25 protein-coding genes and 1 riboswitch are annotated in these 26,910 nt (G+C 72.8%); of the genes, 13 read left to right on the plus strand and 12 right to left on the minus strand.

What is annotated here, in order from left to right:
• Window positions 1-93: 93 nt before the first annotated feature.
• The gene (locus ACSHXN_RS30965) at window positions 94-822 is read left to right on the plus strand and encodes a ZIP family metal transporter (RefSeq protein ID WP_355130698.1); all 729 of its coding nucleotides are present in this window, start codon (window positions 94-96) and stop codon (window positions 820-822) included.
• An 11-nt stretch (window positions 823-833) separates the two neighbouring features.
• On the opposite strand, the gene cobI is transcribed toward ACSHXN_RS30965, so the two are convergent.
• From cobI to ACSHXN_RS31000, 7 genes are read right to left on the minus strand one after another with little or no spacing between them, the layout of a single operon-like run.
• Complete coding sequence (cobI, locus tag ACSHXN_RS30970; protein ID WP_355130696.1) at window positions 834-1,565, minus strand: precorrin-2 C(20)-methyltransferase; 732 nt, start codon at window positions 1,563-1,565, stop codon at window positions 834-836.
• Window positions 1,562-2,923: a cobyrinate a,c-diamide synthase gene (locus ACSHXN_RS30975; protein ID WP_438304466.1), complete on the minus strand. Its 1,362-nt coding sequence runs from the start codon at window positions 2,921-2,923 to the stop codon at window positions 1,562-1,564. Before ACSHXN_RS30975 ends, cobI begins: the two co-directional genes overlap by 4 nt.
• Window positions 2,917-3,525, minus strand: coding sequence for a cob(I)yrinic acid a,c-diamide adenosyltransferase (gene cobO / locus ACSHXN_RS30980; RefSeq protein WP_355130692.1), 609 nt, complete (start codon window positions 3,523-3,525; stop codon window positions 2,917-2,919). The genes ACSHXN_RS30975 and cobO overlap by 7 nt, the downstream gene beginning before the upstream one ends.
• A complete protein-coding gene (locus tag ACSHXN_RS30985) occupies window positions 3,525-5,525 on the minus strand; it encodes a putative cobaltochelatase (RefSeq protein ID WP_438304468.1) in 2,001 nt (666 codons plus the stop codon). The genes cobO and ACSHXN_RS30985 overlap by 1 nt, the downstream gene beginning before the upstream one ends.
• Entirely contained in the window at window positions 5,522-9,175 is a 3,654-nt protein-coding gene (cobN, locus tag ACSHXN_RS30990) for a cobaltochelatase subunit CobN (RefSeq protein WP_438304470.1), read from the minus strand. Before cobN ends, ACSHXN_RS30985 begins: the two co-directional genes overlap by 4 nt.
• Window positions 9,172-10,680: a cobyric acid synthase gene (locus tag ACSHXN_RS30995; RefSeq protein WP_355130686.1), complete on the minus strand. Its 1,509-nt coding sequence runs from the start codon at window positions 10,678-10,680 to the stop codon at window positions 9,172-9,174. The genes cobN and ACSHXN_RS30995 overlap by 4 nt, the downstream gene beginning before the upstream one ends.
• On the minus strand, window positions 10,677-11,633 hold the full coding sequence (locus ACSHXN_RS31000) for a cobalamin biosynthesis protein (protein ID WP_438304472.1): 957 nt from the start codon (window positions 11,631-11,633) through the stop codon (window positions 10,677-10,679). Before ACSHXN_RS31000 ends, ACSHXN_RS30995 begins: the two co-directional genes overlap by 4 nt.
• A 98-nt stretch (window positions 11,634-11,731) precedes the next feature.
• Window positions 11,732-11,872: riboswitch (cobalamin riboswitch) on the minus strand.
• Window positions 11,873-12,195: 323 nt separating this feature from the next.
• On the opposite strand from ACSHXN_RS31000, the gene ACSHXN_RS31005 reads away from it, so the two are divergent.
• On the plus strand, window positions 12,196-12,399 hold the full coding sequence (locus tag ACSHXN_RS31005) for a DUF397 domain-containing protein (protein WP_059128711.1): 204 nt from the start codon (window positions 12,196-12,198) through the stop codon (window positions 12,397-12,399).
• Window positions 12,400-12,658: 259 nt separating this feature from the next.
• Here ACSHXN_RS31005 and ACSHXN_RS31010 read toward each other — a convergent pair whose 3' ends face one another.
• From ACSHXN_RS31010 to ACSHXN_RS31025, 4 genes are all read right to left on the minus strand, one after another.
• The gene (locus tag ACSHXN_RS31010; protein ID WP_355130682.1) at window positions 12,659-13,117 is read right to left on the minus strand and encodes a hypothetical protein; all 459 of its coding nucleotides are present in this window, start codon (window positions 13,115-13,117) and stop codon (window positions 12,659-12,661) included.
• Window positions 13,118-13,161: 44 nt separating this feature from the next.
• On the minus strand, window positions 13,162-14,019 hold the full coding sequence (locus ACSHXN_RS31015; protein ID WP_438304475.1) for a helix-turn-helix domain-containing protein: 858 nt from the start codon (window positions 14,017-14,019) through the stop codon (window positions 13,162-13,164).
• Between the two features lie 257 nt (window positions 14,020-14,276).
• Window positions 14,277-14,492 carry a hypothetical protein gene (locus ACSHXN_RS31020; protein WP_059128708.1) on the minus strand — a complete coding sequence of 72 codons (216 nt, stop codon included), beginning with the start codon at window positions 14,490-14,492 and terminating at the stop codon, window positions 14,277-14,279.
• Between the two features lie 12 nt (window positions 14,493-14,504).
• The gene (locus ACSHXN_RS31025) at window positions 14,505-15,737 is read right to left on the minus strand and encodes an inorganic phosphate transporter (RefSeq protein ID WP_355798517.1); all 1,233 of its coding nucleotides are present in this window, start codon (window positions 15,735-15,737) and stop codon (window positions 14,505-14,507) included.
• 538 nt (window positions 15,738-16,275) lie between these two features.
• On the opposite strand from ACSHXN_RS31025, the gene ACSHXN_RS31030 reads away from it, so the two are divergent.
• From ACSHXN_RS31030 to ACSHXN_RS31040, 3 genes are all read left to right on the plus strand, one after another.
• The gene (locus tag ACSHXN_RS31030) at window positions 16,276-17,001 is read left to right on the plus strand and encodes a class II aldolase/adducin family protein (RefSeq protein ID WP_356110965.1); all 726 of its coding nucleotides are present in this window, start codon (window positions 16,276-16,278) and stop codon (window positions 16,999-17,001) included.
• Between the two features lie 104 nt (window positions 17,002-17,105).
• Window positions 17,106-18,233, plus strand: a complete 1,128-nt coding sequence (locus tag ACSHXN_RS31035; RefSeq protein ID WP_355130674.1) for an alpha/beta hydrolase family protein — start codon at window positions 17,106-17,108, stop codon at window positions 18,231-18,233.
• Between the two features lie 201 nt (window positions 18,234-18,434).
• A complete protein-coding gene (locus ACSHXN_RS31040) occupies window positions 18,435-19,844 on the plus strand; it encodes a hypothetical protein (protein ID WP_355130672.1) in 1,410 nt (469 codons plus the stop codon).
• A 7-nt stretch (window positions 19,845-19,851) separates the two neighbouring features.
• Here ACSHXN_RS31040 and ACSHXN_RS31045 read toward each other — a convergent pair whose 3' ends face one another.
• Complete coding sequence (locus ACSHXN_RS31045) at window positions 19,852-20,265, minus strand: VOC family protein (RefSeq protein WP_059128703.1); 414 nt, start codon at window positions 20,263-20,265, stop codon at window positions 19,852-19,854.
• 441 nt (window positions 20,266-20,706) lie between these two features.
• On the opposite strand from ACSHXN_RS31045, the gene ACSHXN_RS31050 reads away from it, so the two are divergent.
• The 8 genes from ACSHXN_RS31050 (at window position 20,707) to amaP (ending at window position 26,902) form a co-directional block, all read left to right on the plus strand.
• Entirely contained in the window at window positions 20,707-22,305 is a 1,599-nt protein-coding gene (locus ACSHXN_RS31050) for an ABC-F family ATP-binding cassette domain-containing protein (protein WP_355130670.1), read from the plus strand.
• A 370-nt stretch (window positions 22,306-22,675) separates the two neighbouring features.
• Window positions 22,676-22,897: a helix-turn-helix domain-containing protein gene (locus tag ACSHXN_RS31055; RefSeq protein WP_009337982.1), complete on the plus strand. Its 222-nt coding sequence runs from the start codon at window positions 22,676-22,678 to the stop codon at window positions 22,895-22,897.
• 132 nt (window positions 22,898-23,029) lie between these two features.
• Entirely contained in the window at window positions 23,030-23,821 is a 792-nt protein-coding gene (locus ACSHXN_RS31060; RefSeq protein ID WP_355130667.1) for an enoyl-CoA hydratase/isomerase family protein, read from the plus strand.
• Between the two features lie 716 nt (window positions 23,822-24,537).
• Window positions 24,538-25,017: an Asp23/Gls24 family envelope stress response protein gene (locus ACSHXN_RS31065; RefSeq protein WP_355130665.1), complete on the plus strand. Its 480-nt coding sequence runs from the start codon at window positions 24,538-24,540 to the stop codon at window positions 25,015-25,017.
• Window positions 25,018-25,046: 29 nt separating this feature from the next.
• The gene (locus ACSHXN_RS31070; RefSeq protein WP_059128699.1) at window positions 25,047-25,232 is read left to right on the plus strand and encodes a hypothetical protein; all 186 of its coding nucleotides are present in this window, start codon (window positions 25,047-25,049) and stop codon (window positions 25,230-25,232) included.
• Between the two features lie 3 nt (window positions 25,233-25,235).
• Window positions 25,236-25,655, plus strand: coding sequence for an Asp23/Gls24 family envelope stress response protein (locus ACSHXN_RS31075; RefSeq protein WP_355130662.1), 420 nt, complete (start codon window positions 25,236-25,238; stop codon window positions 25,653-25,655).
• Window positions 25,652-26,317, plus strand: coding sequence for a DUF6286 domain-containing protein (locus ACSHXN_RS31080; protein ID WP_355130660.1), 666 nt, complete (start codon window positions 25,652-25,654; stop codon window positions 26,315-26,317). The genes ACSHXN_RS31075 and ACSHXN_RS31080 overlap by 4 nt, the downstream gene beginning before the upstream one ends.
• A 6-nt stretch (window positions 26,318-26,323) precedes the next feature.
• Window positions 26,324-26,902, plus strand: a complete 579-nt coding sequence (amaP, locus tag ACSHXN_RS31085) for an alkaline shock response membrane anchor protein AmaP (protein WP_355130658.1) — start codon at window positions 26,324-26,326, stop codon at window positions 26,900-26,902.
• The last annotated feature ends 8 nt before the right edge of the window (window positions 26,903-26,910 follow it).

The raw sequence follows: 26,910 nt of genomic DNA on the forward strand, positions 1-26,910 counted from the left end.
CCTCTCCTACGAAAGTTCGAGCAGTGCGAAACACCGGTGCGCGCAGGGCCGCCGGTCCTGTGCACACCGGGATCGATTGGATAGCAAGGTCATATGGCGGTCTTCGTCGCGCTCGGCGCGTTTCTGATGACGCTGGCGGGCGGCTGGACGGCACTGCGCGTGACCGACCGCCGTCATCTCGTCCTCGGCCTCGCCGGTGGACTGATGCTGGGCGTGGTGGGTCTGGACCTGTTGCCGGAGGCGCTGCACGCGGCGGGCGGCGAGGTGTTCGGCGTACCGGCCGCACTGCTGCTGTTCGTGGCCGGCTTCCTGCTGGCCCACCTGGTGGAGCGGCTGCTGGCCGCGCGCCGTGCCGCGCACGGGGCGGACGAGCACAACCACCGTGCGCCCGAGGTGGGTCTGACGGCGGCCGCCGCGATGGTCGGGCACAGCGCCATGGACGGCGTCGCGATCGGAGCCGCGTTCCAGGTGGGCGGCGGCATGGGTGCCGCGGTCGCGCTGGCGGTCGTCGCGCACGACTTCGCGGACGGCTTCAACACGTACACGATCACGAGCCTGTACGGGAACGCCCGCCGCAGGGCGGTCACGATGCTGCTGGCGGACGCGGTCGCGCCGGTCGTCGGAGCGGCCTCGACGCTGGCCTTCACGATCCCGGAGCCGCTGCTCGGCGGTTATCTCGGCCTCTTCGGCGGAGCGCTGCTCTACCTGGCCGCGGCCGAGATCCTCCCCGAGGCGCACCACGTCCACCCCGCCCGCTCGACCCTGCTGTGCACGGTCGCGGGCGCGGCTTTCATCTGGCTGGTGGTGGGCCTCGCGGGCTGATCCGCCGCTGGTCACAGCTTGCCGCCGCGGGTGCCGTCGCGCCGGGCGGGGGCGATGAGGGTGGACAGGTAGGGGAGCGGACCGTCCTCGAGGTCGGCGGCCGGCCGGATGGACTCCTCGGGCAGGCCGAGTGCGGACCCCCACACCGCGTCGTCCAGGCGCCCGGTCTCCCGCAGCGCCCGGGCGACCTCCTGTGCCTGCCGGCCGAACTTGTAGGCGACGACCGTCCCGGGCCCGGCGAGCGCGTCCTTGAGCACGGCGGCGCCGGCGGTCACGGGAACCAGCGTGAGCGGTTCGGTGCCCTCGGTCAGGACGGCGCCCGACCGGGCGGCGAGGTCCTGCATGGCGGTGATGCCGGGCACCGTCTCGACGACGGTGCCGGGCAGGAGCTCCTGGACGGTCTGTGCCAGGTAGGTGAACGTCGAGTACACGTTGGGATCGCCGATGGTGGCGAAGGCGACGGCGGAGTGCCGCTCCAGCAGTTCGGCGACCCGCTCCCCGGCGGCGTCCCAGGCCGCCTCGCGCCGTGTGCGGTCGCTGCGCTCGTTCAGCGCGAACACCACCCGCACGACCTTCTCCTCGGGCACGTAGTGCAGCACGGTCGCCTCCGCGCGCCCGCGCTCCAGGGTGTCCATCACGGGTACGACGACGGCGTCGGCGGCACGCAGCGCGTTGACGCCCTTGACGGTCACCAGTTCGGGGTCGCCTGGGCCCACCCCGACTCCGATCAGCCTGCTGCTCATGACGTCCGGCACCTCTCCACGAACCGACGGGCCGCACCGGGCTCGGCGGCCCAGTGCGTGTGCAGATAACTCGCGTGCACACCCTGTTGAACGAAACCTTCGACGCGCCGCCGGGGAGCGCGTACCCCCCAGGCGGGAGCCGTTCCCGCGCCGGGCTCCACGACGGTGCGGTGGAACTCGTGCCCGCGCATCCGGGTCCCGGCCACCGCGAGGACGCTGTCGCCGAGGGCCACCGCGTCCCGGTAGCCGAGGGTGAGCCGCTCGCTCATCCGGGCGTCCGCCTCGAGCACCCCGCACATCGGCCGTCCGTCCAGCTCGCGACACAGGTACAGCAGTCCGGCGCACTCGGCGGCGACCGGCGCGCCGTCCCGCGCGAGAGCGGCGACGGCTTCACGGAGGGGTTCGTTCGCGGACAGCTCCGGCGCGTACACCTCCGGGAACCCGCCCCCGATCACCAACCCTCCCGTTCCGTCGGGGAGCCGCTCCTCGCGCAGGGGGTCGAAGGTGACGACCTCGGCCCCGGCGGCGGTGAGCAGTTCGGCGTGCTCGGCGTAGGAGAAGGTGAAGGCCGGCCCGCCGGCGACGGCGACCACCGGGTGTTCGCGGGCGCCGGTGACGGGCGGCTCCCAGGCCGGGCCGGACAGCGCCGGCGCGTTCCACGCCAGCCCCAGCAACGCCTCGAGATCGCACCCCTCGCGCACCTGCGCGGCCATGGCTGCGACGGCCTCCACGGCCTCCGTGCGCCGCTCGGCGACCGGTACCAGCCCGAGGTGCCGCGACGGCGTGTCCACCTGTGCCACCCGGCGCAGCACGCCCAGCACCGGCGTCCCGGCCGAGTCCAGCGCCTCGCGCAGCAGCTCCTCGTGCCGGTCCGAGGCGACCTTGTTCAGGATGACGCCTCCGAGACGCACCTGCGGATCCCAGGAGGCGAACCCGTGCACCAGCGCGGCCACCGACCTCGACTGCGACGAGGCGTCGACCACGAGCACCACGGGTGCCCGCAGCAGCTTCGCCACGTGCGCGGTGGACGCCAGTTCGCCCTCGCCCGCGGCCCCGTCGAACATCCCCATCACGCCCTCGACGACGGCGAGGTCGCAGCCGCGTGCCCCGTGCAGGAACAGCGGCGCGATCAGCTCCGGCCCGCACAGGTAGGCGTCGAGGTTCCGTCCCGGGCGCCCGGTGGCGAGCGCGTGGTACCCCGGGTCGATGTAGTCCGGCCCCACCTTGTGCGGGGACACGGTGAGCCCCCGCCCGGCGAAGGCCGCCATCAACCCCGTGGCCACGGTGGTCTTGCCGCTGCCCGAGGAGGGCGCGGCGATGACCAGCCGGGGGACGGACGACGGGGAGGACATCACCATTCGATGCCCTTCTGGCCCTTCTGCCCGGCGTCCATCGGGTGCTTGACCTTGGACATGTCGGTCACGAGGTCGGCGAGGTCGACGAGCTTCCCGGGCGCGTTCCGCCCGGTGATCACGACGTGCTGGGTCCCCGGCCGGTCGCGCAGGACGTCCACGACCTCGTCGGTGTCGATCCAGCCCCAGTGCAGGGGGTAGGCGAACTCGTCGAGCACGTACAGCCGGTACGTCTCGGCGGCCAGGTCCCGCTTGACCTGCTCCCAGCCCTCCCGGGCCTTCTCCTCGTTCGTCGTGTTGTCGCCCTGGAGGTCGCGCTGGACCCACGACCAGCCCTCGCCCATCTTGTGCCAGTCGACGGTCCCGCCCTGGCCCGAGGCTCCGAGCACCCGCAGCGCGTTCTCCTCGCCGACCTTCCACTTGGCCGACTTGACGAACTGGAACACCCCGATCGGCCAGCCCTGGTTCCAGGCGCGCAGCGCGAGCCCGAAGGCGGCGGTCGACTTGCCCTTGCCCACGCCCGTGTGCACGACGACGAGGGGCCGGTTGCGGCGCTGACGGGTCGTGAGCCCGTCGTCCGGTACGACACTCGGCTGTCCCTGCGGCATCAGGCGGCCCTCCTCGCGGTCCTCTGCGTCCCCTGTACGTTCCTGACGAGGCCGGTGATGCTGTCGGCGCGCAGCTCGTCCAGCGTCACCGCCGTGGCGCCCAGCTCTTCGGCGAGCCGCCCGGCGAGTCCCAGCCGCACGGGCCCCGACTCGCAGTCCACGACCACGGACGCGACGCCCTCGGCGGCCAGCAGACCGGCCGCCCGGCCCGCGAGCACCACGGGTTCGGCACCTCCCGTGGCCCGCCCGTCGGTCACCACCACGACCAGGGCGCGTCGCGCGGGGTCCCGCAGCCGTTCGACCCGCAGCACGTCATGGGCCTTGAGCAGCCCGGCGGCCAGCGGCGTCCTGCCGCCCGTCGGCAGCGACTCCAGCCGGGCAGCCGCGGCGTCCACCGACGACGTCGGCGGCAGCGCTACGTCGGCCGCGGAACCCCGGAAGGTCACGAGCCCCACCTTGTCCCGGCGCTGGTAGGCGTCGAGCAGCAGCGACAGCACGGCGCCCTTGACGGCCGCCATTCGCCGGCGGGCCGCCATCGACCCGGAGGCGTCGACCACGAACAGGACGAGATTGCCCTCGCGGCCCTCCCGCGTCGCCTGCCGCAGATCGTCCCGCCGCACGACCAGTCCGCGGCCCGACCGGCCGCGCGCCCGCTGGTGCGGCGCCGCCGCCTGCACGGTCGCCGCCAGATGCAGCTTGGTGAGCGCGCCCCGAGGCCGGCGGGCCCCGGTGGTCCGCCCGTGCTCGGTGCGCGCCCGGGACCGCCGCCCCGCCGCGCCGTCGCCGAGTCCGGGTACTGTCAGCACCTTCGTGCGGAACGGCTGGGAGGCCCGGACGGCCTGCTGCTCCCCGGCGCCGGAGGCCGGCTGCCCGCTCTCCCCGGCCTCGGGCCGCGCGGCCGTGTCACCGCCCTGCGGGGCGTCGTCCGGAGACGGCTGCCCGTCACCGCCGCCCGGACCGCCGGGATCCGGATCCGGGTCGTCGTCCGGGCCGCCGAACTCCTCCAGCGTCTCGTCGAGCTTGTCCTCGTCGAGTCCAGGAGCGTCGAAGGGGTTGCGCCGCCGGCGGTGCGGCAGGGCGAGCAGCGCCGCCTGGCGCACGTCCTCGGCGAGCACGTCGGTGCGCCCGGCCCAGGCCGCCAGCGCGGTCGCGGTGCGGGCCATCACGATGTCGGCCCGCATGCCGTCCACCTCGAACGCGGCACAGGTCGCCGCGATCTGCCGGAGCGCCCCGTCCCCGAGCCGTACGGAGGGCAGCAGCTCGCGCGCGGCCACGATCCGGGTCCGCACGGCCGCCTCCTCCTCGGCCCAGCGCGCCGCGAACGCCTCGGGGTCGTCGTCGTGGGCGAGCCGCCGCCGGACGACCTCCACCCGCTGATCGGGCTCCCGCGAGGCGGACACCTCGACGGTCAGCCCGAACCGGTCGAGCAGCTGCGGCCGCAGCTCGCCCTCCTCGGGGTTCATGGTGCCGACGAGCAGGAAGCGGGCCGCGTGGCGTACGGAGACACCCTCGCGCTCGACGTACGAGGCGCCCATCGCGGCCGCGTCCAGCAGCAGATCGACGAGGTGGTCGTGGAGGAGGTTGACCTCGTCGACGTACAGGATCCCGCGGTGCGCCTCGGCGAGCAGGCCCGGCTCGAAGGCCTTCACGCCCTCGGCGAGCGCCCGTTCGATGTCGAGGGCGCCGACGAGCCGGTCCTCGGAGGCGCCGACCGGCAGCTCCACCATGCGGGCGGGTCGCCGAGTTCCGGCCCCCGGCTCGTGGGGACCGTCCGGGCAGTCCGGGTCCGGTGCTGCGGGGGCGCAGGAGAAACGGCAGCCGGGGACCACGTCCACCGCCGGCAGCAGCGCCGAGAGCGCGCGTACGGCAGTGGACTTGGCGGTGCCCTTCTCGCCGCGCACCAGCACGCCGCCGACCGCAGGGGACACGGCGTTCAGCAGCAGTGCCAGCCGCAGGTCGTCCTGGCCGACGACCGCCGTGAACGGAAAGGGGGTACTCACTTCTCGTCGCCCTCCAAGTCGCCTTCGAGCTCCAGATAGGTGGCGCGCAGCCGCTCCAGCGTGTCCGCGTCCGGCTCCGCCCACAGGCCGCGCTCGGCGGCCTCCAGCAGCCGCTCGGTGATGCCGCGCAGCGCCCAGGGGTTGGACTTCTTCATGAAGTCCCGGTTCTCGGCGTCGAAGACGTACTCGGCGCTGAGCTTCTCGTACATCCAGTCGTCGACCACGCCGGCCGTGGCGTCGTACCCGAAGAGGTAGTCCACGGTCGCCGCCATCTCGAAGGCGCCCTTATAGCCGTGCCGCCGCATGGCCGCCATCCAGCGCGGGTTGACGACACGGGCGCGGAAGACGCGGTGGGTCTCCTCGCCCAGCGTGCGGGTCTTCACCTGGTCGGGCACGGCCGAGTCGCCGACGTACGCCTCGGGGGAGGCGCCGGTCAGGTGCCGGACCATCGCGACCATTCCGCCGTGGTACTGGAAGTAGTCGTCGGCGTCGACGAGATCGTGCTCGCGGGTGTCGACGTTCTTGGCGGCGACGGCGATCCGCCGGAAGGCGGTCTCCATGTCCCCGCGCGCCGCCCGCCCGTCGAGCCCGCGCCCGTACGCGTAGCCGCCCCACACCGCGTACACCTCCGCGAGGTCCGCGTCGCTGCGCCAGTTGCGGGCGTCGATCAGCGGCAGCAGCCCGGCGCCGTACGCACCCGGCTTGGAACCGAAGATGCGGGCCGTCGCGCGCCGCCGGTCGCCGTGTGCGGCGGTGTCCTCGTCCGCGTGGGCGCGGACGAAGTTCTGCTCGGCCGGCTCGTCCAGCTCGGCGACGGCGCGCACGGCGTCGTCGATGAGCCCGACGACATGCGGGAACGCGTCGCGGAAGAAGCCCGAGATGCGGACCGTGACGTCGATGCGCGGGCGGCCGAGTTCGGCCAGGGGCACGATCGCGAAACCGGTGACGCGCCGGGAGGCGTCGTCCCAGACCGGGCGGCAGCCCAGCAGCGCGAGGATCTCGGCGATGTCGTCGCCCTGGGTGCGCATGGCCGAGGTGCCCCAGACGGTCAGGCCGACGGACTGCGGGTACGCGCCGGTGTCGCTCAGATACCGCGCGACGAGCGAGTCCGCGAGCGACTGGCCGACCTCCCAACTCAGCCGCGACGGAATGGCCTTGGGGTCGACGGAGTAGAAGTTGCGACCCGTCGGCAGGACGTTGACGAGACCGCGGGTCGGGGAACCGGAGGGACCGGCCGGGACGTAACCGCCGTCGAGCGCCTTGAGGATGTGGCCGATCTCGTCGGTGGTCCGGGCCAGCCGGGGCACGACCTGCGTGCAGGCGAACTCCAGGACGGCCGCGGCGGCGGGCAGTTCGGTACCCAGGACGTCCCGTACCAGGGCGGGGACGGCGGCCGCGTCCCAGGCACGCTCCTCCATGCCCTCCGCCGTCCGCCGGCACAGCTGCTCCAGCAGGTCGACGGCGTCGGCGGCGCTCCGCGCGGGCCCCTCCACCAGGTCCGTCAGTTCCGCGGGCACCTTCACCGGCGCGCCCGGTTCGGCGAGCAGCTCCTTCTCCACCAGGCCGAAGTGCTCGGCCAGCGATGCCCTCAGTCCCGGAATCGCGTTCGCCTGCCCGCCCCACACCTGAGCGGAGCGCAGCACGGCGAGTACGAGGTTCACGCGCGGCTCGCCGACCGGACCACCGCCCAGGATGTGCAGACCGTCCCTGATCTGGACGTCCTTGATCTCGCACAGATAGCCGTCGATGTGCATGACGAACGCGTCGAAGGCGTCGTCGTCCGGCTGGTCGTCCACGTGCAGGTCGTGGTGCAGCTCGGCGGCCTTGACGAGGGTCCAGATCTGTGCGCGCACCGCGGGCGCCTTGGTCGGGTCCAGGTCGGAGACCAGCGCGTACTCGTCGAGGAGCTGCTCCAGCTTCGCCAGGTCGCCATAGGTGTCGGCGCGTGCCATCGGCGGTACGAGGTGATCGACGACCGTGGCGTGCCCGCGCCGTTTGGCCTGGGTGCCCTCGCCGGGGTCGTTGACGATGAAGGGGTAGATCAGCGGGAGGTCGCCGAGGACGGCGTCCGGTGCGCAGCCCCGGCTCAGTCCGAGGCCCTTGCCCGGCAGCCACTCCATCGTGCCGTGCTTGCCCATGTGCACGATGGCGTCGGCCCGGAAGGTGTTCTCCAGCCACCGGTAGGCCGCCATGTAGTGGTGCGAGGGCGGCATGTCGGGGTCGTGGTAGATCGCGATGGGGTTCTCGCCGAAGCCGCGGGGCGGCTGGATCAGCACGACGACGTTGCCGAAGCGGAGCGAGGCGAGCACGATGTCGTCCCCGTCGACGTACAGACCGCCCGGCGGCTCCCCCCAGGCCTCCACCATCGCGTTCCTGAGCTCCGGGTCCAGCGTGTCGAACCACGCCCGGTAGTCGGCGAGCGGCACCCGCGCGGGCGCGGACGCCAACTGCTCCTCGGTCAGCCACTCGACGTCGTGGCCGCCGGCTTCGATGAGCCGGTGGATGAGCTCGTCGCCGCCCGCGGGGTACTCGGTCAGCCCGTATCCCGCGTCCCGGAGCGCGTCCAGGACCCGTACCGCCGAAGCAGGGGTGTCGAGACCGACCGCGTTGCCGACCCTCGAGTGCTTGGTCGGGTAGGCGGTGAAGACGAGCGCGAGCCTCTTCTCCGCGTTCGGCTTGTGCTTCAGCAGGGCGTGGCGCACGGCGATCCCGGCGACGCGCGCGGACCGCTCCGGGTCGGCCACGTACACCGGGACGTCGTCCGGGCCCTGCTCCTTGAAGGAGAACGGGACCGTGACGAGACGGCCGTCGAACTCCGGGATGGCCACCAGCATCGCCGCGTCCATGGGGGTGAGTGCCGCGTCGGACGCGTCCCAGGCGGACCGCGACGAGGTGAGGCAGAGACCCTGCAGCACCGGGACGTCCAGGTCGGCGAGCGCGCCGACGTCCCACGACTCCTCCTCCCCACCCGCCGACGCGTGCGAGGCGTGCGTGCCGCCCGCGGCGAGGACGGTGGCGACGAGCGTGTCGGCCTTCGAGAGCATCGCGTACAGCGCGGGGTCGGCGCCGCGCAGGGAACCGCAGTACACGGGGAGGGCGTTGGCGCCCCGTTCCTCGATCGCGTCGCACAGGGTGTCCACGAAGGCGGTGTTGCCGCTGAGTTCATGGGCCCGGTAGAAGAGCACGCCCACGGTGGGGCGCCCCTCGACGAACGCCCGTTCCCCGTGGATGCCGTACTCGGGCATCTTCTGCGGCTCCGCGAAACCCTCGCCGGTCAGCAGCACGGTGTCGGACAGGAAGCGCGCCAGCTCGGTGAGGTTGGCGGGTCCGCCCTCGACGAGGTAGCGCAGGGCCTCCGCCACGACACCCGCGGGCACCGACGATTCGGCCATCAACTCGGCGTCCGGCACCGCCTCCCCGCCGAGCAGCACGGTCGGGACACCGGCGGACCTGAGGGCGGCGAGCCCGTCCTCCCAGGCGCGCTTTCCGCCCAGCAGCCGGACGACGGCGATGTCCGCGCCCGCGATCAGCGCACCGAGCTCCTCGGCGACGTCCACGCGGGTCGGGTTGCCGATCCGGTACGGCGCACCGGAGGCACGCGCCGCCAGGAGATCGGTGTCGGCGGTCGACAACAACAACACTGTGCTCATGCGGGCGCTCCCGGTGGAATGAAAGGCAGTCCTTGCGGCGCGCCCGACTCGATGAGCCGCCGGAGCGCGTCCGTGTCCGCGTGCTGTTCGATCAGATCGCCGAGCCGGTCGAGCTGCTCCTCGCGCAGCGCGGCGAACGACGTGCCGGGGGCCGGCACGAAACGGCGGCCCGCGGCGGCCGCCACCTCGCGCAGGAACGCCCGTCGGAAGCCGTCCGACTCGAGGGAGCCGTGCCAGTGGGTGCCCCACACCGCCCCGACCCGGCAGCCGTCCAGGAAGGGTTCTCCGCCGGTCACCTCGGCGACCCCGTGGTGGATCTCGTAGCCCTGCACCGGCTCGCCGAGGGCCCTTCCGGCGGGCCTCGTCAGGGTCTTCTCGCGGGCGAACCGCACCCTGACGGGCAGGATCCCGAGTCCGTCGACCCGGCCCCGGCGGCTCTCCACCTCGTCCTCGATGTGTTCGCCGAGGATCTGGAAGCCGCCGCAGATGCCGAGCGTCGGGCGTCCCTCGGCCGCCCTGTGGACGAGCGCGTCGGCGAGACCGCGTGCGCGCAGCCAGTCGAGGGCCCGGACGGTGCCGCGTGTGCCCGGGACCACCACCAGGTCCGCGTCGGCCAGTTCCTCCGGCCGGTCCACGAACCGGACGACGACCCCGGGTTCGGCGGCGAGGGCGTCCACGTCGGTGAAGTTGGACATGAGGGGGACGGCGCAGACGGCGACGCGCAGTATGTCCTCACCGACGGGGGCCGAGACCTCCGACTCGCGCACGGTGCCCCGCAGGGACACCCGCAGCCCGTCCTCCTCGTCGATCCCGAGTCCGTGCCGGAAGGGCAGGACTCCGTACGTCCGGCGCCCGGTGAGGCCGTGCAGCATGTCCAGCCCCGGCTCCAGCAGAGAGACATCGCCGCGGAACTTGTTCACGAGGAAACCGGCGACGAGTTCCTGGTCCTCGCGCGAGAGCAGGGCGACCGTACCGAAGAACGAGGCGAACACTCCGCCGCGGTCGATGTCGCCCACGACGAGCACGGGCAGGCGCGCGCCCCGCGCGATCCCCATGTTGACGATGTCGGTCCGCCGCAGATTGATCTCGGCGGGACTGCCGGCCCCCTCACAGATCACCGCGTCATATGTGCCCCGCAACTCGGCGAGACAGTCGAGGACGGTGCCGAGGAGGCGCTGCTGCCGCCCTCCGTGGTACCCGCGCGCGCTCAGTTCGCCGACCGGTTTGCCCAGCAGCACGACCTGACTGCTCTGCTCGCCCCCGGGCTTGAGCAGGACGGGGTTCATCAGCGCGGTCGGTTCGATGCGGCACGCCTGGGCCTGCATGGCCTGTGCCCGGCCGATCTCGGCGCCTTCCCGGGTCACGAAGGAGTTGAGCGACATGTTCTGCGCCTTGAAGGGCGCGACCTTGACGCCCTGGCGTACGAGCCAGCGGCAGATTCCGGCGGTCACCACGCTCTTGCCGGCGTCGGAGGTGGTTCCGGCGACGAGCAGTCCGCCGTTCATGACGTAGGTCCCTTCGCGAGAAGTCTTCGGCCGAGCAGCCGCCCGGCGACGGTGACGCCGAGCGCGAGCGCGGAGACACGACGGGAGAGCCGTACGGCCCGCTCGACGTCGTCGACGCGGACCGTGCGTCCCGTACCGTTCAGCACCGGCCGGTGCTCGACCCGTCCCCCGTAGGACAGCGTCCCGCCCAGCCGCACCCCGAGGGCGCCGGCGAACGATGCCTCCACGGGACCGGCGTTGGGGCTCGGGTGCCGGGCGGCGTCCGCGCGCCAGGCGCGCACGGCTCCCCGCGGATCCGGACCCGAGGCCGCCGCGAGGGCGGCGGTGAGGCGTGCGCCCGGCCATCCCGCGAGATCGTCGAGGCGGGCCGAGGCCCATCCGTAGTGCAGATGGCGGGGGGACCTGTGACCGACCATGGCGTCGAGGGTGTTGACGGCCCGGAAGCCGACGAGCCCGGGCACGCTGCCCACCGCGCCCCACACCAGCGCGCCCACCACGGCGTCCGAGGTGTTCTCGGCGACGGACTCGACCACGGCCCGGGCGATCCCGTCGGCGTCCAGCGCCTGCGGATCGCGCCCGCACAGACGGGGCAGCCGGGCCCGGGCGGCCTCGACGTCACCCGCTTCCAGGGCACGCCCGACGGCGCGGGCCTCCCGGGCGAGCGAGGTCCCCCCGACGACCGTCCAGGTGGTGGCGGCGGTCAGGGCGACGGAGGCGGCGGGGGACCGGCGTACGGCCGCGGCGGCGAGAGCCGCGAGCGAGACGGCGCCCCCCACGCACAGGGCGGTGTGCAGCGCGCCCCACCCGCGGTGGTCGCGCCACAGCACCCGTTCCACGGCGCCGGCGGCCCGCCCGAACACGGCGACCGGATGTCCGCGGCGTGGATCGCCGAAGAGGTGGTCACCGAGGAGGCCGGCGGCGGCGCCGTACGCGAAGTGGCGATCGGCACCCACCGGCTCAGCCGACCGCGGGGCAGGGCAGGATCCGGTTGCTGAACCTCGAACGGCAGCCGCGCATGGCGATATGTCCTCACTCAGGGTGTCCACGCCCTGGTTCGACGAGATCGGCGGCGAGAGTTCCTGGCTCCCGGGGTTTCCTCCCCGGTGACAGTGGCGGGACCGCGCCGGATTCGCACCGGCTTCCTCTCCTGCCGCCGTATTGGCCCCGGCAGTCCACCACGCCCCCGGAACACCCGTCAACCTGCTCTTGACCTGCGAAGCTGCGGTGTGCGGAGGCCCACACCGCTGAAATATCGTCAGCCACCCGAATCGGCGCCTTCTGTGCTCTTTCCGGGCGGGGAACCTGGGAAGACTAGGGAACGGCAGAACAAGCGGATACGGCACGAAGAACGCGGAGAGCGCCGACGAGCGGCAGCGGGTGATGCGTCGCGGGGAGACGAACCCGTTGCGGCCGGGCCTCGGTTGTCTGCGGCAGCGGCGGTGGCTCGGCGCTGCGGGGGCGTTGCGCCGGGGAAGCCGGGCCGGTGCGCTGACGGGTGGGACGGAGGGGGCCGGTGTGATCGGCAGGGCGGCGCGGTTCTGGCGCAAGAGCAGTTACTCGGGCGACGACAACAACGACTGTGTCGAGGTCGCCGTGGAGGGGGCGCGCATTCTGGTGCGTGACTCGAAACGGCGCACCGGCCCGGTGCTCGTCTTTCGCCGTACCGCCTGGTGTGGTTTGCTGGCTGGACTCGAGGACCCGGCGGTGGACGGTTTCTGACAGTCCGTCCGAAGGACGGGAGGGACCCACATGGGGGACAGGGCCAGGGAAGCATCGGCGCGTGCGGGAGGTCCCCACACTCCACGGAACGTGCTGTCGGCGGCGGCCCCGCTGGCACTCTTCTCCCTCACCACGGGGGTGTTCGCGGTGGGCGTCGGTGCGCTCGCCGCACTGCTCGTGCCGGGGTCCCTGGCACGGGCCCTGGTCTGGCTGGTGGTGACGATCGCCGTGGCGTCCTGTGCGGGTCTGTGGTGGGGCCTCACCCCGGTCCCGGAGCGTCTCCGCGCTCTCGACCGGGCCGTGGCGACGGTTCGTCCACGGGGTTCGGAATCCCGCTGATCCCGGGGAGGCGCGCCGCTGCCGAGCGGCGGCGCAGGGCCCGGCCGACGCCCGCCGCGAGAGCGGTGACGACCGCAGCCCCCAGCACCCCCAGCACGGATGTGGTCAGGGGGGACGGGACCCCCTGACCGAGGCCGGCGGCCACCCGGGCCGACAGGGCGACGGTGAACAGCAGCACGCTGCCGCACGCCGTGCCCAGCAGCAGACGGGTCACCCCTCCCGCGCCCCCGTCGCGGTCGCGGGAGCCGGCCGCCGCGGTCACGGTGCCCGTCTCCCCCGCGGGGGCGGGCTCAGGTGGGGTCTGCGGCGGATCGCCCGCCGCCGCGAAGCGCAGCGCGCGCAACTGCCTGCACCACTCAAGGAACCCGAGGACCGCCATCGGTCTTCCTCCCCGTTGTCCGCCCGGGCCGTCCGCCGCGGGTTTCAGCCGTTGTCGAGACTCTCCTTGACCGCGTCGATCAGTTCGACGAGCCGGTCGCCGTCGTACGCCTTGTTGCTGATGTCCTCGAAGCACTCCTGGTAGCGGGCCGTGAGAGCGAGGTCGTCACGGTTGGCCACGCTGCCGGTGGCGCCCTCCAGATAGAGCAGGTCGTCGCCGTCCGTGAAGCCGAGCAGGGTGAACGAGCCGCCCATGCTGTAGTGCGCGCCCGCCCTGAACGGCAGTACCCGCAGAGTGACTCTGGGGTGGCGGGACATCGTCTTGAAGTGCTCCAGCTGCCGGCGCATCACCCCCGGGCCGCCGACCACCCGCCGCAGGACCGCCTCGTCCAGGACGATGCTCACGTCCGGCCCGTGCTCGACGTCGAAGATCCGTTCCTGCCGGGTGGCGCGCAGCTCCGCCGAGCGCCGGGTGCGTTCGCCCGCCTCGCGCGGTGCGAGCTGGGCCATGGTGTAGTCCTCGATCTGCAGCAGCGAGTAGACGACCGACGGGTGGTAGAAGCGGATCGAGGTCGCGGCGCTCTCGTACCCCAGGTACTGGGCGAACTGCGGGCGCACCATGTCGCTGTACGCCGCCCACCAGGATGGGCCCTTGGAGCCGCGCGCGGCCTCCTCGAGTTCGGCCACCAGCGCGCGATCGGTGACGACGTAGAGCTGGAGGAGGGCCCGCAGATCGGTGACGCTCAGGCTCACCGTCCCGGCCTCCAGCCGGATCAGTTTCGACAGGGACCACTCCAGGGCGTCGGCGGCCTCCCGCTGGGTGAGGCCGGCTTCCTCGCGCGCCTTGCGCAACTCGATGCGGAGCCTGCGCCGGTTCAGGCTCGGATCGATGTCCCTGGCCATGTCGCTCCCTGCCACACGTCGTCTTCGTCAGGTCGGGCGGCCGACGTCGAGCAGCAACTCATCCAATAGAATAGGTGAGTTGGAGGAGGGCGGCCAGACCGCTCGCTGTCTGCCACCTGTCTTTTCGACGTGGTCGCGATGCGGTGTAGAACGTAGCAAACCGCTATATGTCCAACAAAAAATCGGACCCCCGCGGTGAAGTTCACTGCGAGGGTCCTACGTGTGTGGGCCCGAGCGGGCGGATGAGGTGCGAGGGGTCAGGAGACGATCAGGAAGATCCCGTATCCGACCGCCGCCGCGCACGCCGCGAAACAGGCGTACGCGCCGGTGACCGCCAGGGCGGCCGTACCGCCCCGGGCCGATTCCTTCTTCGTCAGGCTCACGACGCCCAGGGTGAACAGGCCCACCAGGGCCACGGTGACCACGAGGCTGACGCCGAAGACGGAGCCGAGGGCTGCCCAGTCGATGTTCATGAACGCGCTTCCTTAAACCGTGGCGTGGCTGGTCGGTTCGGCGGAGGGGCCGGAGTTCCGGTCGGGGGCGGCCGTCACGACCGGGCCCGCCGGCGGGGGGATCACCGCGGCGATCGCCGTCGTGACGACGCCCGCGGACTCGCTCTCGACGTCGTTGACGTTGTCGACCGTGACCGGCCGGCGCCGGGAGAGCGTCCAGATGACGCCGGCGCCCGCGACAAGCAGCACCCCGGTGGTGACCGTGCCCCAGGTGCCCTGCTTGGTGAGGAACTCGGCGCCCGCACCGACGAGGCCGGCGGCCGGGAGCGTGAGGCCCCACGCGACGAACATCCGGGTCGCGGTGGACCAGCGGACCACGCCGCCCTTCCGGCCGAGGCCGGCACCCATGACGGCGCCCGAGCAGACCTGGGTGGTGGAGAGCGAGAACCCGATGTGCGAGGACGCCAGGATCGCGGCCGCCGCGCTGGTCTGGGCGGCGAAGCCCTGCTGCGGTGCGAGGTCGGTCAGCCCCTTGCCCAGGGTGCGGATGATGCGCCAGCCACCGAGATAGGTGCCGAGGGCGATGGCCAGGCCGGCCGAGACGACGACCCAGGTGGGGGGGTTGGAGCCGGGGGCGATGACGCCGCCGGTGACCAGCGCCAGGGTGATGATGCCCATCGTCTTCTGGGCGTCGTTGGTGCCGTGGGCGAGGGACACCAGTCCGGCCGAGGCGATCGATCCGACGCGGTAGCCCTTCGCGGTGGCCCTGTCGTCGGTGCGGCTGCCGATGACGTACGACAGGCGCGTCGCGAGCATGGCCGCCAGGCCCGCCACGATCGGCGCGGCGACCGCGGGGAGCAGGACCTTGGTGACGACCGTCGAGCCGTTCACCGCGGACCATCCGGCGGAGGAGACGGCGGCGCCGATCAGACCGCCGAACAGGGCGTGGGAGGAACTGGAGGGCAGACCGAGGAGCCAGGTGAGCAGGTTCCACAGGATGGCGCCCACGAGCGCCGCGAAGATCACTTCGACGCGTATGCCCTGCTCGTTGATGATGCCGCCGGAGATCGTCTTGGCGACCTCGACGGAGAGGAATGCGCCGACGAGGTTCAGCGTGGCGGACATCGCCACCGCCGCCTTGGGCCTCAGGGCGCCGGTCGAGATGGTGGTCGCCATCGCGTTGGCAGTGTCGTGGAAACCGTTCGTGAAATCGAACACGAGAGCGGTGACGATCACGATTCCGAGGAGGAGCGTGATGTGTTCCATTTACCCAGGCTTCTGTGGGAGGTCAGTGGCGCGTTGAACGTAGGAAACCTGGATGAACGGAAGGTGAACTGAGGAGGTCTTGAGGGTGTATCAAGCGGCAGGATATGACTCCGCGCAGGGCGGGCCGGCGGCGGTCATGCCGTCGAACGAAGGCGGAATTCCGGGCTCCGTATGCCCTCCCGGGAGCCTCGCCGGTCCTTCGCGGACCCCTTCGGCGGGCCGGTGGCCCGCCGAAGAGACTTTGGTCACCCGGTGGGCGCCCCCCTCGGAGGTGACCGTCGTCATGCTCAACACGCCGCCTGTGGTGCGGGTATGACGCCGGCACGGCTTTCGGCCGCGCATCCCTTTCCTCTCGATTGTGAATGAATAGGGCATATCGCCCAAGGGTCGTAGGGGGGAGGGCGGAGGTCGGTCCCATGTGAACCGGCCCTTCAAGGTGAAGCTGATATGCCCCTATATCAAACCTTTTGGCGTGTGTTCTCCGTCCTGTGTGCGCCGGTCACCGGTCGGCCGGTCACCCGCCTGGCAGGATCGCGGCATGGCTGAGCAGCGAGGTGGCGCACCGAACACGGGAGAGGCCGGACAGGGGGGCCGGGGGCGCGGCGCACCCGATGCGGCGGGCGAGGTCGCGTGCGCGTGGGACGAACTCGTCGCCACCGCGCGCCGGACCGTGGCCGACGGCCTGGTCGTCGGCACGTCCGGCAACGTCTCCGTACGGGTCGGCGACATCGTGCTGGTGACGCCCACGGGGGTGCCGTACGAGCGGCTGGAGCCGGACGACGCGGTCGGGGTCGATCTCGACGGGCGGCAGCTGCTCGGCACGCTGCGGCCGACCAGCGAGCTGCCGATGCACCTGGCGGTCTACCGCACGACCACGGCGCGGGCCGTCGTCCACACACACGCCGTGCACGCCACGGCCGTCTCCACACTGGTACCGGAACTGCCCCTCGTCCACTACATGGCCGCGGCGCTCGGCGGCGCGGTTCGGGTCGCCCCGTACGCGACGTACGGCACCGCGGAGTTGGCCGAGAACATGCTCCGCGCCCTGACCGACCGCACCGCGTGCCTGCTGCAGAACCACGGCACGATCGCCCACGGGGCGTCGCTGACCCAGGCCTACGACCGCACGGCCCAGCTGGAGTGGATGTGCCGCCTGTGGCTGACGGCGTCGTCGGTGCCGGGCCTGTCGCCCACGCTGCTCACCCCCGAGCAGGTGTCGGAGGTGGCGGAGCGGTTGCGGGGGTACGGACAGGGCCGCGCATAGCCGGCCGGCCCGATGTGCGGGTGCGGACCGCCGTGCGCCCCCTCGCCCACACGGGCGGAGCCGGTCCACTGGCCGGGCGTGGGCTCCACCGGGAGACTGGACGGGTGCGCACTGTCAAAGCGGCGGCCGCAGCCGTCACCGTAGCCGTAGCAGCGGGCGCGGCAGGCGTCGTCGCGGGCCGCTTCGCCAGCGATGCCGCGCTCAAGGCGCCCCCGGGCCGCCCGCTGCCCACCGAGCCCCGCCTCACCGTGCACTCCCTGGCGGCCGGCCGGATCGTGCTCACCCGCGATCTGGCGTCCCGGCGCCCGGGGACCTACGGCCTCTCCGGACACGGCTCCCACGCGGTCGTCGGCCCCGTGCTCGAGACGGCGCCCCACTCCGCCGACAGCGTCGTCCGCCGCCTGGAACGGGTCACCCACGGCACGCTCGAACCCGGCGACAAGGCCTGGCTCACCCCGAATCTGCACATCGGCGATCCGAGGACCGCCCTCGGTCTCGATCACGCCGACGTCGACGTCCCCGGGGAACTCGGAGCCATGCCGGCCTGGTTCCTCTCCGGCATCCGGGACACCTGGGTGATCACCGTGCACGGACTCGGTGCCACCCGGGAACACCCCATGAACGTCCTGGGATTCCTCCGGCGGCTCCGGTTCCCGGTCCTCGACATCACCTACCGCGGCGACCGCGGGGCGCCCCGGCCTCCGGACGGGCTGAACCACCTCGGCGAGACCGAGTGGCGGGACGTGGACGCCGCCATCCGCTACGCCGTGCGCCACGGCGCGGAGCGCGTCGTCCTGCACGGCTGGTCCACCGGCGCCACCATGGCGCTGCGCGCGGCCACGCACTCGCCGCTGCGCGAGCGGATCTCCGGGCTCGTCCTCGACTCGCCGGTGCTCTGCTGGGAGGCCACGCTGCGCGCCCTCGCCGCGGCCCGCCGCACCCCCGGCGCCCTGCTGCCGCTGGCCGTGCGCGCCGCCCAGGGCCGCACCGGTCTGTACGGCGACGGGGTCCGGGACGCCGCGGAAGCGGGCCTGCTGCGGGTACCGACCCTGATCTTCCACGGCCCCGACGACACGGTCGCCCCCTGGGGTCCCTCACGGCGCCTCGCCGAGCGCCGCCGTGACCTGGTCACCCTGCACACCGTGCGGAACGCCCCGCACGGCGCGATGTGGAACGTGGACCCGGGGACCTACGAAGAGGCGATGCGGCGCTTCCTCACCCCGCTCATGTAGCGGGACGGCACCCCGGACGGCCCGCTCGGCACCGTGCGCCGGCCCCCGCGCCATGCCCGGCGCAGACCCTTCCGGTTAGCCCCTTTGACAAGCCCTTTCCCTGTGCGCACGCCCTTTCCGGGACATGTGCGTTGGCCGGCCCTGTTGCCCGCCGTGACATTCCGTTTGGGTTTTCGGACCGTCAACCGGAAGACTGCACCCGTGACGTCCCGTACCCCGCGCGACTCCAGGCTCCGACTCGTCCGCCCGCGGCCGCTCGCCGCCGCTCCCCGGGCGGTGACCCAGCACCACTCGCGCCGCCCCGCGCCCCGGCCGCCCGAGGGCACACCTCCGCCCGCGGAGCTGGCGAGGATGGCCCGCGCCCGACTGGCCGGTGCGGCCCGCGTGGCCCACTGGGCCGACACCGCGCTCCGTCCGGGCCGCGACGGCGCGACCGCCCAGGGCAGGGGCACGCTCGCCGACGCAACCGCCGAACAGGCGGCCGCGGACCTCGGCCTGACCGTCGCTCAGGCCCGCGCCGACTGGGACACCGCGCGACTGGCGGGTCTCGTCGAGGTGCACGGCGACAGCGCCCGCCCCGGCTGGCGGCTGCGTGCCTGGAACCGCGACGACTCCGCCGTGCTGCGCGGCTGGGTCGCCCTCTTCGACGCCTGGTCGCTCGCCTGTCCCGAGCCCGCGGACCGGGAGCACGCGGCCGTCGCCGAGGTCGTCTCGGCCATGCCGCAGGTGCTCTCCTTCCTGCAGCTGTCCGCTGGACCCGTCCCCGTCGAGCAGCTTCTCGACCTCCTCGGACAGCGGGTCACCGAACTGCGCACCGAGCGCTGCGAGGTCCCCTACGGGCCGCAGCCGGCCCCGGTCGAGGCCCCGGTCCACGCCGTCGCGGAGGACACCGACCTCGCCCCCCTGCTCGACTGGGCGCTCGACGCGCTCGCCTATGTCGGCGCCCTCACCTGCGCCGACGGGCAGGCCACGCTCACCCCGATCGGCAGCTGGGCGGTCTGGGTCAAGCTCGAGCAGATCTGTGTCGCCGCGCAGAGCCCCGCCGGGAACATCGAGCAGAACGCCGAGGACATGCTCCGCGGCTGCGCCCAGCTCCGCCCGAACGCGGCGCGCGCCGAGTACCGCGCCTGGCTCGCCGCCCGCACCGTGGGCAGCGCCGTCACCGAGCTCCTCGCCGCCGCCGGCGGTGAGGACGCCCTCCTGCGCGGCCTGGCCTTCGAGGCGCTGCGCGTGGTCGGCGCCGCCGCCGAGGCCGATGTGCGGGCCGCAGCGGACGAGACCCCGCTGCGTCCCTATGCGCTGCTCTGGCTCGCCGAGCACGACGGCACCGATCCGGACGACGCCCACGAGGTGCTGACCCGCGAAGAGGCCACCTGGCTGTGGGTCGACACCGCCGCGGCCGTCGCCGACCATGGCGAAGCCCCGCTGCTCGTGCGCCACTTGGAGTCCGCCGTGCAGCCCACCGTCCCCGCGCTCCTCGACGAGGTGCGCGCGGTCGGGCATCCCCGCACGGTGCAGGTGCTGGTCGCGCTCGCCGCCGCCCATCCGGACCCGGCGCTGGCCAAGGCCGTGCGCCGCGCCGCGTTCCAGGTCCACACGGGAGGCAGCTGACCGCCGGTCAGCCGGCCGTCTCGGGGGCGTACGTGCCGAAGCTCCAGATGTTGCCCTCGGCGTCCCTGGCCATGTAGTCCCGAGAGCCGTAGTCCTGATCCGTCGGCGGCATCAGGATGTCGGCACCGTGCTCCACGGCCCGCTGGTGGTGTGCGTCGACGTCGTCCACGACGATGTACACCCCGCAGGGGCCCGCGCCCTTCATCGCCTCGTCGAAGAGTCCACCCCGGCCCTTCGAGCCGAGCATCACCGCGCCGTTGCCCTGCACCAGCTCGGCGTGCAGCACCGAGCCGTCCTCCCCCTCGTACACCGACAGCTCCGTGAAGCCGAACGCCTCCGTCAGCTGCCTGATCGCCGCCTTGGCGTCCGCGTACAGCAGCGTCGGGTAGATGCTCGGACGCCTGCCGTCCATGCCCGCCATTCCGATCACTCCCTCCGGTGTCCCGGCCGGAACCCCGGCCCGCCGTGCAGTCTCGCACCCGCCACCGACAACGGTCCCGGCACCGAGCGGACGGAACGAGGCGCCACGGGGTCATGGAGCGCGGCCCCGCACGGCGTGCGCCGTCCGCGGGAGACATCCTCGTACGCACCCGGGCCGCTGCGCCCGGCGGTTCCACGAACGAGGGACAGCGCGGCGGCGACCTGCCCCCCGCGCCCCCGGTCTCCGCCCCTGATCCGCCGGGGACGGCACGGACGGGGCGACGGAGAGGGCAACGAGCATCACAGTCCCGAACGTCCGCACATCGAAAAAGCGCTTGCACGACCCCGTTAGACTGGCTCCATGGCCATTCTCCTCGCGCATTAGACGGCGGGAACGTCCTCAGCCGTCCATCCCGCCCTTCCTCCGCCCAGGAGTCTGTCCGTGATCTCCGCCTCCGGTATCGAGCTGCGCGCCGGTGCCCGCATCCTCATCGAGAACGCCAGTTTCCGCGTCGCCAAGGGCGACCGCATCGGTCTGGTCGGCCGCAACGGCGCCGGCAAGACGACCCTCACGAAGGTCCTCGCCGGCGAGGGCATCCCCGCCGCGGGCACCGTCACCCGCTCCGGCGAGGTCGGCTACCTCCCGCAGGACCCGCGCACCGGCGATCTGGACGTGCTCGCCCGCGACCGCGTCCTGTCCGCGCGCGGCCTGGACGTCCTGATCCGCAAGATGCGGGAGAACGAACAGCGCATCGCCACCGGCAAGGGCTCCACCCGCGACAAGGCGATGAAGCAGTACGAGCGCCACGAGACGGAGTTCCTCACCAAGGGCGGGTACGCCGCCGAGGCCGAGGCCGCCACCATCGCCGCCGCGCTCAACCTGCCCGACCGGGTGCTGAGCCAGCCCCTGCACACGCTCTCCGGCGGTCAGCGCCGCCGCATCGAGCTGGCCCGCATCCTCTTCTCCGACGCGGACACCCTGCTGCTCGACGAGCCGACCAACCACCTCGACGCCGACTCGATCGTCTGGCTGCGCGACTACCTCAAGTCCTACCGCGGCGGCTTCATCGTCATCTCGCACGACGTCGACCTGGTCGACACGGTCGTCAACAAGGTGTTCTACCTGGACGCCAACCGTTCCGCGATCGACATCTACAACATGAGCTGGCGGCTCTACCAGCAGCAGCGCGAGGCCGACGAGAAGCGCCGCAAGCGGGAGCGCGCCAACGCCGAGAAGAAGGCCGCGGCGCTCAACGCCCAGGCGGACAAGATGCGCGCCAAGGCCACCAAGACGGTCGCGGCGCAGAACATGGCCCGCCGTGCCGAGAAGCTGCTCTCCGGCCTGGACGCGGTGCGCCAGTCCGACAAGGTCGCCAAGCTTCGCTTCCCGCAGCCCGCGCCCTGCGGCAAGACCCCGCTGATGGCCGAGGGCCTGTCGAAGTCGTACGGCTCCCTGGAGATCTTCACCGACGTCGACCTGGCCATCGACAAGGGCTCGAGGGTCGTCATCCTCGGTCTCAACGGCGCGGGCAAGACCACCCTGCTGCGGCTGCTGGCGGGCGCCGAACAGCCCGACACCGGCTCCGTCGTCCCCGGTCACGGCCTCAAGCTCGGCTACTACGCGCAGGAGCACGAGACCCTCGACCCGGACCGCACGGTCCTGGAGAACATGCGCTCCGCGGCACCCGACATGGACCTGGTCGAGGTCCGCAAGGTGCTCGGCTCGTTCCTGTTCTCCGGGGACGACGCGGACAAGCCTGCCGGTGTGCTGTCCGGCGGTGAGAAGACCCGTCTCGCCCTCGCCACCCTCGTGGTGTCGTCCGCGAACGTGCTGCTGCTGGACGAGCCGACCAACAACCTCGACCCGGCCAGCCGTGAGGAGATCCTCGGCGCGCTGCGCACCTACGCCGGTGCGGTCGTCCTGGTCACGCACGACGAGGGCGCGGTCGAGGCGCTCCAGCCGGAGCGGATCATCCTGCTGCCCGACGGCGTCGAGGACCTGTGGGGCGCGGACTACGCGGACCTCGTCACCCTGGCCTGAGCGCTCCCGTGCGCCGAGTCGTCAGCGCCGGTTGATCGAATGAATGATCCACTGCGTATGGATCATTCGGCCGATCCGTGATCCATCATCTGTGTGAGATCTCCTCGTACCGGGGTGTGTCCTACACCGATTTCCCGGCCGAGCCCTTTCGCCTCAAGGGCTCGGCCGTCGCGCGTCGCTGACCTGGCCCTTCCCGGAAGAACCCGTTCGGCCGTACGGACAGCGCGGGGCGGAATCCGGAATTCCACTCGTGGGGATGTGCTCCTGTCGTCAGAACCGTGTCGCACGGACCTTGCCGAATGGGTGGCCATCGCGCCTCCGAGGGGTGATCATGAGGAGACCAGAGCGCACTTCCCATGAGGAGGCACGGGTGGCCGAGACTCTGAAGAAGGGCAGCCGGGTGACCGGCGCCGCGCGCGACAAGCTCGCGGCAGACCTGAAGAAGAAGTACGACTCCGGTGCGAGCATCCGGGCGCTGGCCGAGGAGACCGGCCGCTCGTATGGCTTCGTCCACCGGATGCTCAGCGAGTCGGGCGTCACGCTTCGAGGGCGTGGCGGGGCGACGCGGGGCAAGAAGGCCACGTCGGCCTGACGCCGGGCGGCCCCTCGGATTCGATGGTGGCCACCCGGTCGGTCGGTTGACCGGCTGGGTGGTTACTGTGCAGTCACTTACGGATGCCGTCGCACGGTGTCCTCTTCTGACCGCACCCATCGGAGGCGCCCCATGGCTTCGTTCGACCCGGTACTCGACAAGGACGGCGTACGGCTCACCGTGGACGAGACGATCGCCACGGTGACACTGACCAACCCGGCCAAGCTCAACGCCCAGAGCCCCGCGCTGTGGCGGGCGTTGGCAGCGGCCGGGAGCGCGCTGCCCGGTTCGGTCCGTGTGGTCGTGCTGCGTGCCGAGGGCAAGTCGTTCTCGGCGGGGCTCGACCGACAGATGTTCACGCCCGAGGGCATCGAAGGCGAATCGTCCTTCACCGATCTCGCGCGCGGCAGCGACACGAAGCTGGACGCCGCCATCGCCGGATTCCAGGAGGCGTTCACCTGGTGGCGGCGCAACGACATCGTGTCCATCGCCGCCGTCCAAGGACATGCGATCGGAGCCGGGTTCCAGCTCGCCCTCGCCTGTGACCTGCGCGTCGTCGCGGACGACGTGCGATTCGCCATGCGCGAGACGAGCCTCGGTCTGGTACCGGACCTGGCCGGCACACATCCGCTGGTGGGCCTCGTCGGCTACGCCCGCGCACTGGAGATCTGTGCGACGGGCCGGTTCGTGACGGCCGAGGAGGCCGTGAGCACCGGTCTCGCGAACATCTCCGTGCCGCGTGCGCAACTCGACGACACGGTGCGGGACCTGGCGTCCGCGTTGCTGGCCGCCCCCCGGGACGCCGTGATCGAGACCAAGGCACTGCTGGCCGGGGCGTCGGGGCGGACGTACGAGGAGCAGCGTGCCGCGGAGCGGGCCGCCCAGGCCCGCCGGATCCGGGACCTGGCCGGAGTGGGCGAGTAGCGGACGTCCGGGCAGCGGCAGCGCAGGCGCTGCCCGACCGCCGGTCGGTCGCCGTCCTCGTGACGGCCGCCGAGCGCCGACCCGGGTCCCGCCGGCCCCGGTCCGGGCCGTGCCGGGCGGCGTGGGTCCGGCGCGAGCGTGGGCCGCACCCGGACTTCGCGGCGGGGCAGGCACGTGCCGCCCCGCCGACGCTGGACGCGCACCGTACGCCCCCGGGCGCCGGTCCCTCACGCGGGCCGGATCACGACCGGATCGTCGTCGGCTTCCAGGAGCGGGTCCGGTTCCCGTCGTGGCTCCGGACCGGGCACCCGCACCCGGTGCGGCTTATGGTCCAGCAGCTCCGTCATCCGAAGGCCGACGTCCGTGACCGGCGGCCGAGGCGGTCCACCGCCGTCCCTGTCAGTGAGCGGTGGCGGGCGAGGTGCCACAACCGCAACGGGCCGGGCGGCAGCGCGCACTCGTACGCCGCCGGAGCCATGAACGTGATCCGCACCCCGGCCGGCCGGGGCCCGCAGCGCCGAGCCGGACCCCGCCAGGTGATCCGGGCGCCGTCGCACGGGCCGCCCAGCGGCAGCAGCCGCGCAGGTGCTCCCCGCCGTCACCGTCCGTGCCTCCCGGCCCGCCGTCATTGCCCCGGCCTGCCGAGTCCACGGGCGCAGCCGTGTCCGCGCCCTTACGGTGGGTGAGGGAGGGCGACCGAAAGGGCACATGCGGCGATGACCGAGATGACCGAGCGGAACCGGCCGGCGGCGGCCTCCGAGGGCGCGGAGCCGATACAGACCCGCAAGCCCACCCGGCGAGGCGGCGGTGATCCCGCCACCCGGGGAAGGACGACCATCGCCGACGGCGTGGTCGAGAAGATCGCCGCACTCGCGGCGCGTGACATGCCCGGTGTGCACGACCTTGGCGGCGGCCTGAGCCGCACCTTCGGAGCCGTCCGCGACCGGGTCCCGGGCGGCTCGAAGGCGACCCGCGGAGTGAAGGCCGAGGTCGGCGAGGTGCAGACCGCGCTCGACCTGGAGATCGTCGTCGAGTACGGGGTATCCATCGCCGATGTGGCGCGCGCCGTGCGCGAGAACGTCATCGCGGCGGTCGAGCGGATGACCGGGCTGGAGGTCGTCGAGGTCAACATCGCGGTGGGCGACGTGAAACTGCCCGACGAACGGGACGACGAGCCGGAGGCGCGGCTCCAGTAGCCGGGTCGCCGTGAGCTGAGGAGCGCAGCATGGGGTTGGCCGTGATCGGCATGATCGCCGGGATGGCGCTGGGCTTCGCCGGGTACTTCGGAGGCTTCGGCGCGTTCCTGCTCGTGGCGGCCCTCGGCGCCGTCGGCTTTGTCGTCGGCCGTTTCCTCGAAGGGGATCTGGACGTCGACGACTTCTTCCGCACCCGCGACGACCGGGAGCGGTGACACGTGAGCGACCGGACCGTGGAGCGCGAGCGGGGCGGCGGGAGCCGGAGGGCCGGGGGAGCGGTGGCTCCGGCCGAGCGCGGCGCCACCCGGATCGCCGACCTGGTCGTCGCGAAGATCGCCGCACAGGCGGCACAGGAGGCGCTCGGCCCGCTGCCGCCGGAGGCCGCACCGCCGCATGCGACGGTCGTCGTCCTGCACCACCCCGCCGACCCCGCTCGGGGAGCGACGAACCCGACCGGTACGGCGCGCGTCGGCATCAGCCTCGAACTGGGCTACCCCTGCGACATCGGCGGGCGGTGCGGTGCGGTGCGTCGCCGGGTCGTCGAGCGGGTAGGCGCCTTGGCGGGGATGGAGGTGCACGAGGTCGCCGTCCAGGTGGAGCGGCTGCATCCCGGCCCGGCACAGGGGAGGACGCAATGAGCGAGGCCCAGGGCCGTGAGAGTACGCAGAGACTCCCGGTCATCGAGAAGACCGGGGACGGCGGGCTGGGTCAGTCCGCGTCCGCGGCGGCGTACGAGCCGGTGGACGCCGCGCACGGAAGCGGCGGCCGCTTCTGGTCCTCGCGCCGCGTCCCGGCGGGCGTCGTGGCGCTGGTCGTGCTGACCGGCGCGGTCCTGCTGCTGTACGACATCACGGCCGTCCGGGCGGACAGGTCCGCCCTGCACGCGCGCAAGGTCCTCGTCCGGGAGCTCGCCCGACGGCCCCTCGACGACACCTGGGTGCTGGCCGGCGCCGCGGTGGCCGTGGTCCTCGGCCTGTGGCTGCTGGTGCTCGCCGTGACGCCCGGTCTGCGCGGCGTGCTGAGGATGCGTCCGCCCCATGCCGACGTGGAGGCCGGGCTGCACCGGGCCGCCGCCGCGACCGTACTGCGCGACCGTGCCATGGAGGTGTCCGGTGTGCAGTCCGTGCGTGTGCGTATGGGACGCGGGAGGGCGGACGTACGGGCGGTCTCGCACTTCCGGGAACTCGACGAGGTGCGGGCCGACCTGGACGCCACGCTCGCCGACGCCGTACGGGGCCTCGGGCTCGACCGCAGGCCCGGCCTGTCGGTGCATGTGCGGCGGACCGGACGGAAGGGGTGAGGCGCGGTGCTGCGGATCGTCAACCGTGTACTGATCGGACTGGCCGGACTCGGCCTCGTCGTTCTCGGCGGTTCCGTCCTCGCCGTCGGCCTGGGGGTTGCTCCGCCGTCGTGGTGGATCCACCAAGGGCCGCACGACGTCCTGCTCAGCGACGCCGAACGGACCCGGTGGCGGGAGGAGGGCTGGTGGTGGCCGGCCGTCATCGGCGCCCTCACCGTCCTCGTGCTGCTCGCCGTGTGGTGGCTGTCGGCGGTGCTGAGGCGGCGCCGGCTCGCCGAGGTCCTCGTCGACACCGGCGACGGCGCGGGCGCCCTGCTGCGCGGGCGGGCCCTGGAGGGTGTCCTCGCCGAGGACGCGGGGCGGCTGGACGGCGTCCAGGAGGCTCGGGTGCTGCTGACCGGACGCCGCAGCGCGCCCCAGGCACGGGTAGGGCTCCTGCTCGAACCGTCCGTGGATCCCGCAGACGCGCTGCACCGGCTCACCACCGGGTCCCTGGCCCATGCCCGCGAGTCGGCCGGACTCGCCGCGCTGCCCACCGAGGTACGGCTGCGGGGAGCAAAGTACCGTGCGGCACGCGTGAGTTGATGCCGTGA

This window comes from Streptomyces sp. HUAS TT11, assembly GCF_051553595.1.
In the GTDB taxonomy this organism is placed as follows: Bacteria; Actinomycetota; Actinomycetes; order Streptomycetales; family Streptomycetaceae; genus Streptomyces.

Excerpts from the sequence above, each read along its gene's own strand:
- ACSHXN_RS31080 (WP_355130660.1), top strand. The coding sequence starts at position 25,652 with ATGAGCGAGGCCCAGGGCCGTGAGAGTACGCAGAGACTCCCGGTCATC.
- ACSHXN_RS30995 (WP_355130686.1), bottom strand. The coding sequence starts at position 10,680 with ATGAACGGCGGACTGCTCGTCGCCGGAACCACCTCCGACGCCGGCAAG.
- ACSHXN_RS31030 (WP_356110965.1), top strand. The coding sequence starts at position 16,276 with ATGGCTGAGCAGCGAGGTGGCGCACCGAACACGGGAGAGGCCGGACAG.
- ACSHXN_RS31025 (WP_355798517.1), bottom strand. The coding sequence starts at position 15,737 with ATGGAACACATCACGCTCCTCCTCGGAATCGTGATCGTCACCGCTCTC.
- ACSHXN_RS31020 (WP_059128708.1), bottom strand. The coding sequence starts at position 14,492 with ATGAACATCGACTGGGCAGCCCTCGGCTCCGTCTTCGGCGTCAGCCTC.
- cobI (WP_355130696.1), bottom strand. The coding sequence starts at position 1,565 with ATGAGCAGCAGGCTGATCGGAGTCGGGGTGGGCCCAGGCGACCCCGAA.
- ACSHXN_RS31015 (WP_438304475.1), bottom strand. The coding sequence starts at position 14,019 with ATGGCCAGGGACATCGATCCGAGCCTGAACCGGCGCAGGCTCCGCATC.
- cobO (WP_355130692.1), bottom strand. The coding sequence starts at position 3,525 with ATGCCGCAGGGACAGCCGAGTGTCGTACCGGACGACGGGCTCACGACC.
- ACSHXN_RS31010 (WP_355130682.1), bottom strand. The coding sequence starts at position 13,117 with ATGGCGGTCCTCGGGTTCCTTGAGTGGTGCAGGCAGTTGCGCGCGCTG.
- ACSHXN_RS30965 (WP_355130698.1), top strand. The coding sequence starts at position 94 with ATGGCGGTCTTCGTCGCGCTCGGCGCGTTTCTGATGACGCTGGCGGGC.
- ACSHXN_RS31060 (WP_355130667.1), top strand. The coding sequence starts at position 23,030 with ATGGCTTCGTTCGACCCGGTACTCGACAAGGACGGCGTACGGCTCACC.
- cobN (WP_438304470.1), bottom strand. The coding sequence starts at position 9,175 with ATGAGCACAGTGTTGTTGTTGTCGACCGCCGACACCGATCTCCTGGCG.
- ACSHXN_RS31045 (WP_059128703.1), bottom strand. The coding sequence starts at position 20,265 with ATGGCGGGCATGGACGGCAGGCGTCCGAGCATCTACCCGACGCTGCTG.
- ACSHXN_RS31065 (WP_355130665.1), top strand. The coding sequence starts at position 24,538 with ATGACCGAGATGACCGAGCGGAACCGGCCGGCGGCGGCCTCCGAGGGC.
- ACSHXN_RS30975 (WP_438304466.1), bottom strand. The coding sequence starts at position 2,923 with ATGGTGATGTCCTCCCCGTCGTCCGTCCCCCGGCTGGTCATCGCCGCG.
- ACSHXN_RS31070 (WP_059128699.1), top strand. The coding sequence starts at position 25,047 with ATGGGGTTGGCCGTGATCGGCATGATCGCCGGGATGGCGCTGGGCTTC.